Genomic DNA, 8,397 nt, shown 5'->3' with positions numbered 1-8,397 from the left:
GTCCAGTCGTCCTCGGCCCACGGCGACGAGCCGGACACCACGACATTTGGCCGGAAACGGTCCATCGGAAGCGGCCCCGGGGCCCGCACGGGGCCCCCCCCGCGGTGGGGGGGGTTGGGGGGGTGGGGGGGGGTGTGGGGTGTCAAAGTGGCCCACACTATGGGGGGGGGGTTTCCGCCCCTCCCCGGCCCACGAGTGTGACGCTCCCTGCACTGGGCCGGGGCGAGGCGCCCCGCCGAGCCGCGCCGTGAGGCGTCAGGCGTGGGCAGGCCGGGGCAACCAGGGGCGTCGTGTCCGGGACGCCTCAGCGCCGGGCCACGCCCTCCGCGCGGGCGGCGGCGGCCACCGCGGCGGTGACCGCGGGGGCGACCCGCTCGTCGAACGGCGACGGAATGACACAGTCCGCGCTCAGTTCGTCGGCCACCACGGCGGCCAGCGCCTCAGCAGCGGCGAGCTTCATGCCCTCCGTGATGCGTGAGGCCCGCACCTGGAGCGCCCCGGCGAAGATCCCCGGGAACGCCAGCACGTTGTTGATCTGGTTCGGGAAGTCGCTGCGCCCGGTGGCGACGACCGCCGCGTACTTGGCGGCGACCGTGGGGTGGATCTCCGGGTTCGGGTTGGCCATGGCGAAGATGAAGGAGCCCTCGGCCATCGAGGCGACCGCGGGCTCCGGGACCGTACCGCCCGAGACCCCGATGAAGACGTCCGCCCCGGCCATCGCGGTCTCCAGCGAGCCGGTCAGGCCCGCCTTGTTGGTGAAACCGGCGACCTCCCGCTTGATCTCGGTGAGGTCCTCGCGGTCGGCCGAGACGATGCCCTTGCGGTCGCACACCGCGACATCGCCGATCCCGGCCTCGATGAGGATCTTGGCGATGGCGACACCCGCGGCGCCCGCCCCCGAGATGACCGCGCGCAGCTGGCCCAGCGAGCGTCCGGTGAGGATCGCCGCGTTGCGCAGGGCCGCCAGCGTGACGACGGCGGTGCCGTGCTGGTCGTCGTGGAAGACCGGAATGTCCAGCCGTTCCTGGAGCCTGCGTTCGATCTCGAAGCAGCGCGGCGCGGAGATGTCCTCCAGATTGACGCCGCCGAAAGAGGGGCCGAGCCGCACGACGGTGTCGACGATCTCGTCGGTGTCGGTGGTCGCCAGCGCGATCGGGACGGCGTCGACACCGCCGAACTGCTTGAAGAGGATGGCTTTGCCCTCCATCACCGGGAGGGAGGCCTCCGGGCCGATGTCGCCCAGGCCCAGCACCGCCGTACCGTCCGTCACGACGGCCACGACCTGCGACTTCCAGGTGTAGTCGTGGACGAGCTCCGGCTTCTCGGCGATGGCGCTGCACACCTTGGCGACGCCCGGCGTGTACGCGAGGGACAGGTCGTCCCGGTCGCGCACCGGCACCGTGGCCTGGACGGCCATCTTTCCGCCGCGGTGCAGGGCGAAGACCGGGTCGAAGGTCTCCTCCTCCTGCGAGGAGGCGGTGAAGCTTTCGCTGCGAGGATTGACGATCTCCGCTGCCATTGGTTGTTACCCCTTAAGTCTTCATCAGTTGAGGGTGGCCACTCCTGGTTGAGGAGGGGTGGGCGGGCACCGCGTATGTGCCCCGCGCCGGCCGGTTGGCCCGCCGGGCGGGGGGAGGTACATACGCGCGGGCGCGCCGCACACGCGCCCTGAGCCCCGGATGAGGGGTGTAACCGTCTGTTCTACCGGATGGACCGCACATCGGACGAGTCCATATCGAGTCCGCACCGACGCGGTGAGATGGCTCATAGCGGGATATCCGGGCAGGTGGGCCCCGTACCGCGGAAGAAGTCCATCCTTCGAGACGCGCCCCGGAACGGCGCGGGGCGCACCGGAGATCCTCCGGCGGAAGGTGCGTTTGCCAGCAGATGGTCCGGTCGTGCCGTACCGGCCAAGTGGAGAACGGGGGTGACCCGTTACCCGATTTTGACATGACCAGCGACCTGATTGGACCAGTACGGCTGGCAAGATGCCGTCATCCACACATGGCCGTGGCACCGGAGAACCGTGTGCCGCGGCTCCAGCATCGCGCTGTCCGATCCGCCATCTGTCCGATCCGCCGGAGGACCACCACCATGACCGCACGCTCCACTCGCCGCCCGACCGCAGTGAAGTCCCGGACAGCCGCGGTCGGCGCGATCGCGGTCGCCGGCGCACTGCTGCTGTCCGCCTGCGGCGACCAGACCAAGAACGACGGGCCCAAGGGGGACAGTGCGTCGGCCAAGGCCCCGCTCGCCCATCTGCTGCCGCAGGCCGTCCGGGACAAGGGCGTCGTGAAGGTCGGCTCCGACATCGCGTACGCGCCCGTCGAGTTCAAGGACGGCTCGGGCAAGGTCGCCGGGATCGACCCCGATCTGGGCGCGGCGCTCGGCAAACAGCTCGGGGTGACGTTCCAGTTCGAGAACGGGACGTTCGAGACACTCATCGCCGGCGTGCGCGCGAAGCGCTACGACATCTTGATGTCCGCGATGACCGACACAAAGGACCGCCAGAACGGGCTAGAAAAGGGCAAGAAGGTCGGTGAGGGCGTCGACTTCGTCGACTACTACACAACCGGCGTGTCGATCTACACTCGCAAGGGCAAGACCGAGGGCATCAAGGACTGGTCCGACCTCTGCGGCAAGACGATCGTCATGGAGCGCGGCACGGTCTCCCACGATCTCGCCAAGGCGCAGGCGAAGAAGTGTCCGGCCGGCAAGAAGCTCTCCATCCAGGCCTTCGACGACGACCAGCAGGCCCAGACCCGGTTGCGCTCGGGCGGCGCGGACGCCGGTTCGGCCGACTCCCCCATCGCCGCGTACGCGGTGAAGACATCGGGCGGCGGCAAGGACTTCCAGATCGTCGGCCCGACGGTCCAGGCCGCCCCGTACGGAATCGCCGTCGCGAAGGGGAACGACCAGCTCACCAAGGCCATCCAGCAGGCCATGGACGCCATCATCAAGGACGGTACGTACAAGAAGGTCCTCGCCAAGTGGGGCGCCGAGCAGGGCGCGGTCACCGAGGCCAAGCTCAACGGCGGATCCTGACCGGACGCCGGCGCTGAGAGGTATCACCTATGACTGCTGACATGGAAAAGGCGGGCCCCGTCGAGGCGCCGCCCACCGGACCGCTGGCCATCAGGGCCATCCCGGTCCGGCACTACGGGCGGTACGTCGCCGCGACCGTCGCCGTCGTGCTGCTCGCGGCGATCGTCTACGCGTTCTCCCAGGGCAAAATCAACTGGGGGGCGATCCCGGACTTCTTCTTCGACCACCGGATCATCCACGGTGTCGGCCAGACACTCCTGCTCACCGTGCTCTCGATGCTGATCGGCATCGTCGGCGGCGTCGTCCTCGCGGTGATGCGGCTCTCCAAGAACCCGGTGACCGCGTCGATCTCGTGGTTCTACATCTGGTTCTTCCGGGGCACCCCGGTCCTCGTCCAGCTGATGGTCTGGTTCAACCTGGGCCTGGTCTTCCAGTACATCAACCTCGGTCCGATCTACAAGGACTACTGGTCGAGCTTTATGACGCCGCTGCTGACGGCGCTGCTCGGTCTCGGCCTGAACGAGGCCGCGTACATGGCGGAGATCTGCCGTGCGGGGCTGCTCGCGGTCGACGAGGGCCAGACGGAGGCGGCGCACGCGCTCGGTATGAGCCATGCGAAGACGCTGCGGCGGATCGTGGTGCCGCAGGCGATGCGGGTGATCGTGCCGCCGACCGGCAACGAGGTCATCAACATGCTGAAGACCACGTCGCTGGTGGCCGCGGTGCAGTTCTACGAGCTGCTGCGGACCGCCCAGGACATCGGGCAGACGTCCGGGGCCGCGGTGGAGATGCTGTTCCTGGCCGCCGCCTGGTATCTGGTGCTCACCACCCTCTTCTCCATCGGCCAGTTCTATCTGGAGCGCTACTACGCGCGCGGCTCCAGCCGCAGCCTGCCGCTGACCCCGTTCCAGCGGGTCAAGGCGAATCTGGCTTCCTTCAGCAACCGTTCGGGGGTGTCCGCATGACGGCGACGGTGAAGGCCGGGAAGACCGCGATGGTGAAGGCCGAGGGCGTCCACAAGTCCTTCGGCCCGACCCAGGTGCTCAAGGGGATCGACCTGGAGGTCGCCCCGCGTGAGGTGTTCTGCCTCATCGGCCCCTCGGGGTCCGGGAAGTCGACGTTCCTGCGGTGCATCAACCACCTGGAGAAGGTCAACGCCGGGCGGCTGTACGTCGACGGGGACCTGGTCGGCTACCGCCAGAAGGGCGAGCGGCTCTACGAGCTGAAGGACAGCGAAGTCGCCCTGAAGCGCCGGGACATCGGCATGGTCTTCCAGCGCTTCAATCTCTTCCCGCACATGACGGCCATCGAGAACGTGATGGAGGCGCCGGTCCAGGTGCGCGGCGAGGCGAAGGCCGTGGCCCGTACCCGTGCCGAGCGGCTGCTGGACCGGGTGGGGCTCTCCGACAAGGCGGGCAGCTATCCGACGCAGCTCTCCGGTGGCCAGCAGCAGCGGGTTGCCATCGCCCGCGCACTGGCGATGGAGCCGAAACTGATGCTCTTCGACGAGCCGACGTCGGCGCTCGACCCGGAGCTGGTGGGTGACGTCCTGGACGTGATGCGCGGGCTCGCCGACGACGGAATGACGATGATCGTCGTGACCCATGAGATGGGCTTCGCCCGGGAGGTCGGCGACGCGCTGGTCTTCATGGACGACGGTGTGGTGGTCGAGTCGGGCCACCCGCGGGACGTCCTGACCGATCCGCAGCACGAGCGGACGAAGTCGTTCCTGTCGAAGGTGCTGTAAGGCCGTTGCCCTCCCACAGGAAGCTCGCCCTCGAGTATGGGACCGGGCAACTGTCTCGCTCGGGACAGCCCTTCCTCAAATAGCGACTAAGCCGGAGCAGCATAGATCCAATTGCTGCTCCGGCTTAGTGATGCGGGCTTACAATTTGCCCACGGCTTTATTCACTGATTAAAACCAGTATATAGAGCCCCAGGAACCACTCTTTTTGATTCGGTACCCCTTCTGCGTCACTTCCGCGGTACTGCCGCATGTGGCGGTGCTGTACCCAGCGGTTGTGCGTATGTTGCCGTAAACCTTTGCGCTCGCGCCGATCTTCAGGCAATTCGCAACAGCCTGCACTTGCTGTCCACACTTAGGCGCCTCGGTGTACACCTTCGCCCCATTACTTGTGGACGACTGGGTGACCAGATAGCCACATGTGGGATCAGCACTTGCCGTCGTCGCAGACAAAGGAACCAAGGCAGCGGCACCGAGCATTACGGAACAGAGTGCCGTCACGATCTTTCTCTTACCCATCACAGAATCCCCCTACAGAAATGCTTCCACGGCGTTCCAGCGGAAGCGGAATCAAACCTTACGAGGTCCTAGATTCATCCTGGTCGGACTTCAACGGCCGCACTGATATCGCATCAGCGTTGACAACCTTGAGCATCTTTTCTTGTAACACACACTCGTGTCAACGGTTTTAATTCCTGGACAAGGCCGCAGATACGCAAGTGGCTGGAATCGAATTAGACATCACCGGATTTTTCGGATTTTCCGTTGCTATCACGGAGTCGATCGAGCCGAAACTGATGGGTCTTCTACTGGACGGCACGGCGGACACATCTTGCCGGTGGGTATCGGATGCAGCGTGAGCTAGCCGCTAGCGGTGACCCACGAAGCGAGGCGCGGTTCTGATACCCCCCGACCCGGGAGTTGGTCGCGTGAGTGTGCCCTGCTCTAAAACCGAGTGTGCCGGTCGGTGCACTCAGTGATATTCGCTCAAGGTGTCTCATCGTCGAAACGATCGCACTCTTCCTCGTGTCACCTCCGCGGCGCCCTACTTCACGGCGAGCACCAGCGTGTCGGACGGCGAGGCCCAGACGCTCCGCGCCTCGGCGAAACCGGCCGCACGCAGGGTGCCCGCGTGCCACCGCGCGGACGGCATGTCCCCGTCCGCGTGCTCACCGTAGATCCGGTAGCGCTCGGCGGTCGGTCCGGCGAGTACCGGGTCCTTGGCCGCCAGGGCCCACCAGTCCGCCCAGTCGACTGCGCCCGCCGCCCTGGCGCGGTCCATGGCGGCGTGCCGGTGGGCGCGCTCCGCCGCGTTGATCCGCGGTGTCCGGTCGTCGATCATGTGGTCGGCGTTCATGAACACGCCGCCGTCCACGACAAGGGAGCCGATCTGCCCGTAGAGCGCGGCGAGCGGCTCGGCATGCAGCCAGTGCAGGGCGGTCGCGGTGAGCACCGCGTCGTACTCACGGTGGGGCAGCAGCGCGGTCCAGCCAGGGTCCTTGAGGTCGGCGGTCACGAAGGCGACCCGCTCGTCACCGGCGAAATATCCCTCCGCGATGGCGAGCAGCGCCGGGTCGAGGTCGACGCCCGTACTGGTGGCTCCGGGGAACCGCCTGAGGAGCCGATCCGTGATACTTCCCGTACCGCACGCGAGATCCAGCACCCGGGGTGCCGTTCCCACCAGCGCCTCGACCATGTCCAGCATGACCCGGAACCGCTCCTCGCGGTCCGGCATGTACCACTCCTGCTGGCGGTCCCAGCTCTCCTGCCAGGACTGCCAGTCCGTACCCGCTGCCGACCCTGCTGCCTCTGCCGACCCTGCTCCCTCTGCCGACTCTGCCGCCGATCCCGAATCCGTCACTGCTTCCTCCACTGATCCCGCCGCCGCGAGCCCGTCCACAGCACCACTCGGGTACTCAGGTGCTCGGATGCTCAGGCACTCAGACCCTCAAGTAATACCCTCGAAGGATGAGCAGCCATTACGGCCGCCCGACCGTCGACACTAGACCGCCTCCGTAAGGACTACAAGTGGAACTGGCCTATTACTCGGACTACGCCGTGCGCCTGGTGAACACCGAGGAGCCGGCCCGTAACAAGGACTCCCTGACCTCGGTCGACGCGGTGCGTGAGCTCTTCGGCGACAACGCCTCGGCGGCCCGGCGCGCCACGGACGCCGATGTCACCCGTTTCCGCTCGGTAAGGGGCAGGCTGCGCGCCGTGTTCAGGGCCGCGGACGAGGGGGACGAGACCCTGGCCGTCGACCTGCTGAACTCACTGCTCCTGGAGTTCCCGGTCTCGCCGCAGATCTCGGGCCACGACCACCGGGACGACGACGACCGGCCGCTGTGGCACATGCATCTGGCCGACCACCCGTCCAACGCGACATCCGGCTACGCGGCCATCGCCTCGATGGGGCTGGCCTTCCATCTCACCGAGTACGGGGTGGACCGGCTCGGCCTGTGCGAGGCGGCGCCGTGCCGCAACGCGTATCTCGACACATCGACAAACCGATCCCGGCGCTACTGCTCGGACCGCTGCGCGACCCGCGCCAACGTGGCCGCCTACCGTGCGCGCAAGCGCCTGGAGACCGCACGGTCGGCCAGCACCGGACGCACCGCCGACGCCAGCCAGGAGAGCACCACACCGGCCGAGCGCTGACGGCCCCGGGTGATGGGCCGGTACCTGGCCCGTACCCGCCCGAGCAGCAGATCCTCGGGAACGGTGCCGAACGCGCGGCTGTCGACACCCTCGGAGTGCGCGTTGTCCCCCAGCACCCACCAGCCCCCCTCGCGCCGCTCGATCAGCCGCTTCACGATCAGCAGATCCTGCTGCAGCGGATGGCGGAGCACCGCCACATCACCCGGACGCAACTCGGCGCCGTAGTGCACCAGCAGCTGGTCACCGTGGAGCAGGGTGGGCATCATGGACGGCCCCTTCACCTCCGCCACACCCAACGGAGCTTGGCTCTCCCGCCCCTGATCCGTCATCCGGTACCTCCCGGTCCGATCGTCCACCAGTCCCATACTGACCCTGGACTTTTGTCCTAAGCCCCAGGGGGCACTCGCGAAATCGGGCCTCTCACGGAGTAATGTCCCACCCGAGAAGACGATCACGAGGAAGGACAGCTCCATGCTTTCCCGCCTGTTTGCCCCCAAGGTGCAGGTCAGCGCCCACTGCGACCTCCCCTGCGGCGTGTACGACCCGGCCCAGGCCCGTATCGAGGCCGAGTCCGTCAAGGCCGTCCAGGAGAAGTACCAGGCCAACGAGGACCCGCACTTCCGTGCCCGTGCCACGGTCATCAAGGAAGAGCGCGCGGAGCTCGCCAAGCACCACGTCTCGGTGCTCTGGAGCGACTACTTCAAGCCGCCGCACTTCGAGAAGTACCCCGAGCTCCACCAGCTCGTCAATGACACCCTCAAGGCGCTGTCGACGGCCAAGGGCTCGACGGACCCGGCCACGGGCCAGAAGGCCCTGGACTACATCGCCCAGATCGACAAGATCTTCTGGGAGACCAAGAAGGCTTGATCCCCGATCAAGCCGTTCGACCGGCGATCTCTTTGGTCGCCCGGTCTATTTGACCGCACCCGGTCCGCAGGCCCCCGAAGACC

At 67.1% G+C, this 8,397-nt stretch carries 9 protein-coding genes; 5 read left to right on the top strand and 4 right to left on the bottom strand.

Annotated features, from left to right (window positions below; genetic code table 11):
- Nucleotides 1-304: 304 nt before the first annotated feature.
- A complete protein-coding gene (locus tag ACFXBC_RS00045; protein WP_385016493.1) occupies nt 305-1,519 on the bottom strand; it encodes an NADP-dependent malic enzyme in 1,215 nt (404 codons plus the stop codon).
- A gap of 575 nt (nt 1,520-2,094) precedes the next feature.
- On the opposite strand from ACFXBC_RS00045, the gene ACFXBC_RS00040 reads away from it, so the two are divergent.
- The 3 genes from ACFXBC_RS00040 to ACFXBC_RS00030 are packed head-to-tail and all read left to right on the top strand — an operon-like array spanning nt 2,095 to nt 4,792.
- Nucleotides 2,095-3,045: an ABC transporter substrate-binding protein gene (locus ACFXBC_RS00040; RefSeq protein WP_385016490.1), complete on the top strand. Its 951-nt coding sequence runs from the start codon at nt 2,095-2,097 to the stop codon at nt 3,043-3,045.
- A 29-nt stretch (nt 3,046-3,074) separates the two neighbouring features.
- On the top strand, nt 3,075-4,010 hold the full coding sequence (locus ACFXBC_RS00035; protein WP_385016488.1) for an amino acid ABC transporter permease: 936 nt from the start codon (nt 3,075-3,077) through the stop codon (nt 4,008-4,010).
- A complete protein-coding gene (locus ACFXBC_RS00030; RefSeq protein WP_385016485.1) occupies nt 4,007-4,792 on the top strand; it encodes an amino acid ABC transporter ATP-binding protein in 786 nt (261 codons plus the stop codon). Before ACFXBC_RS00035 ends, ACFXBC_RS00030 begins: the two co-directional genes overlap by 4 nt.
- Before the next feature lie 168 nt (nt 4,793-4,960).
- On the opposite strand, the gene ACFXBC_RS00025 is transcribed toward ACFXBC_RS00030, so the two are convergent.
- Together ACFXBC_RS00025 and ACFXBC_RS00020 are read right to left on the bottom strand one after the other, a co-directional pair.
- Nucleotides 4,961-5,308 (bottom strand): putative cross-wall-targeting lipoprotein signal domain-containing proteiin, encoded by a 348-nt coding sequence (locus ACFXBC_RS00025; protein ID WP_385016482.1) that lies wholly within the window; start codon nt 5,306-5,308, stop codon nt 4,961-4,963.
- 526 nt (nt 5,309-5,834) lie between these two features.
- A complete protein-coding gene (locus ACFXBC_RS00020; protein ID WP_385017061.1) occupies nt 5,835-6,524 on the bottom strand; it encodes a class I SAM-dependent methyltransferase in 690 nt (229 codons plus the stop codon).
- A gap of 293 nt (nt 6,525-6,817) precedes the next feature.
- Between ACFXBC_RS00020 and ACFXBC_RS00015 the strand changes: the two genes are divergently transcribed.
- On the top strand, nt 6,818-7,447 hold the full coding sequence (locus tag ACFXBC_RS00015) for a CGNR zinc finger domain-containing protein (RefSeq protein ID WP_385016479.1): 630 nt from the start codon (nt 6,818-6,820) through the stop codon (nt 7,445-7,447).
- Here the strand turns inward: ACFXBC_RS00015 and sodX are convergent.
- Nucleotides 7,351-7,776, bottom strand: a complete 426-nt coding sequence (gene sodX, locus ACFXBC_RS00010) for a nickel-type superoxide dismutase maturation protease (protein ID WP_385016477.1) — start codon at nt 7,774-7,776, stop codon at nt 7,351-7,353. The two genes, ACFXBC_RS00015 and sodX, sit on opposite strands and share 97 nt — an antisense overlap.
- Before the next feature lie 142 nt (nt 7,777-7,918).
- On the opposite strand from sodX, the gene sodN reads away from it, so the two are divergent.
- Entirely contained in the window at nt 7,919-8,314 is a 396-nt protein-coding gene (gene sodN, locus ACFXBC_RS00005) for a superoxide dismutase, Ni (protein WP_385016473.1), read from the top strand.
- Nucleotides 8,315-8,397 lie beyond the last annotated feature (83 nt).

The organism is Streptomyces sp. NPDC059398, from assembly GCF_042751845.1.
Lineage (GTDB): Bacteria > Actinomycetota > Actinomycetes > Streptomycetales > Streptomycetaceae > Streptomyces.
The sequence above is the reverse complement of the archived record's forward strand: the minus strand, read 5'-3'. Positions and strand labels throughout refer to the sequence as shown.